Annotated in this window: 3 protein-coding genes; all 3 read left to right on the forward strand. The window is 59.8% G+C overall.

Annotated features, from left to right (window positions below):
* The coding region (locus tag ACOVRJ_RS22965) for a hypothetical protein (RefSeq protein WP_422046144.1) at window positions 1-560 on the forward strand (560 nt) is incomplete at its 5' end.
* Window positions 561-647: 87 nt separating this feature from the next.
* On the forward strand, window positions 648-1,094 hold the full coding sequence (locus ACOVRJ_RS22970) for a hypothetical protein (RefSeq protein WP_058719331.1): 447 nt from the start codon (window positions 648-650) through the stop codon (window positions 1,092-1,094).
* 5 nt (window positions 1,095-1,099) lie between these two features.
* On the forward strand, window positions 1,100-1,616 hold a 517-nt coding region (locus ACOVRJ_RS22975; protein WP_422046145.1), incomplete at its 3' end, for a hypothetical protein.

Genomic DNA, 1,616 nt, shown 5'->3' on the forward strand with positions numbered 1-1,616 from the left:
GCGATGCTGCGAGGCGCCAGTGGGCCTATGACGGCGCGATTGCCAACGTGGATGCCCGCTTCCAGATCGCTAGGGAAGATGCACTGCAAGCCGGTGAGATCTATGGATGGCGTCTGAACGGTTCTACCGCGGGGCTAGGCAATCCAGTCTCAAGCCAGGCGGCAGGCGTCGCCTATGCCGCCGGCCGATATGGCGACGGTCTGATGGTCAAAGACACCACCCGCGTGGCTTGGACGGTGAGCATCCCATCGGTGTTTCACACCTCCTTTTGGTTCATCCCGTCAGAGGTCACAACCTGCGTGATCTGGGTGGCTCTTGGCACCGCAGGATCGCTCCTGGTGGGCTATGACGCCACGACGGGTGCGTTCTTTCTCGAAGACCAACTGTCCAGACGAGTGAGCGTGCCTTTTGGCATTTCGGTAACTGATCGCGTTTGCATCGGCGTGTGCCAGACCGCCACCGAGCGACGGCTATTTGTCGGTCGGATGGGCGGTGATGTGGACTCAGCCAGTTCGGCACTTGCGCCAATCGGAGCCGTTACCAGCTTGCGTCTGTACTAGCTCTCAGCTTTTCAACCCATCTCCAACCGTGGCGCTGCTCTCGAAAGAGACAGCGCCATTTCTTTTTCCATTTCACGAGGACTTTTCATGATCGACGAATCCATGCAGCTTCACGGTGCAATGACCCTGATCCTTCGCCGCGCAAGCGGTGAGGTCGAGACGGTCCACAAAGACAACATCATCGTCAACGTCGGCTTTGACTTCATTGCTGACGCCATTGGCAAAGCCGCCAGCCGACCCGCCGTGATGGGCTTTATTGCGCTGGGCACCGGCACGACAGCGGCGGCTGCAACCCAGTCGGCGCTGGTGACCGAAATTGACCGAAATGCTGCGACCTACGCGCACACGGCAGGCACCAAGACCTTCACCTTCAGCGCGGACTTCTTGGCGGGCGACAGCACCGGCGCTCTGACCGAAGCCGGGGTATTCAACGCAGCGACCGGGGGCATCATGCTCGATCGGGTGGTGTTTCCAGTGGTCAACAAGGGCGCAGATGACAGCCTGACCGCGGTCTTCACCTTCACGATGAGCTGATCGAGATGCCCGACACGGTGACGGTCAGCGAGACCCAGGGTGCAAGGTACACCTGGGCGTCGGCTGGCTTTACATGGTCGAGCGCCAGCGCCGGAAAGAACTGGACCACAGCCTATCCGGCGGTCTACAACGTCGCTGTTGCGGTGACGCTGGCCTTCGTTGAGGCCACCGGCAGACAGTGGACCAAGCGCTCGAATGAAACGCTGGCCATTGCAGAAAAGCTCGCCAAGCAATTGATCCTGCGCGAATCAGAAGCAATCGGGTTTGGGGAAACCTACTCAGACCTGATCGCCTATGTACTTCGTTGGGTGGAAACGATGTCCTTTGGCGAGGCTCTCGGGAAAGCCAGTCGCAAGGAGGTGCAGGAGTCCTTCCAGGCATCCGACTACCTAACCCGAGTGCTGACAAAGACCGCTACGGAGAGCCTAGCCTTGAGCGACGTGATTCGCCAGGGAAGTGTTAAGCGCCTGGCCGAAAGCCTGCCGATGTCGGAGACGCCTCAACGGGGGGTGACCAAGAACG

The organism is Roseateles sp. (genome assembly GCF_049240545.1).
Classification (GTDB): Bacteria; Pseudomonadota; Gammaproteobacteria; order Burkholderiales; family Burkholderiaceae_C; genus Paucibacter_A.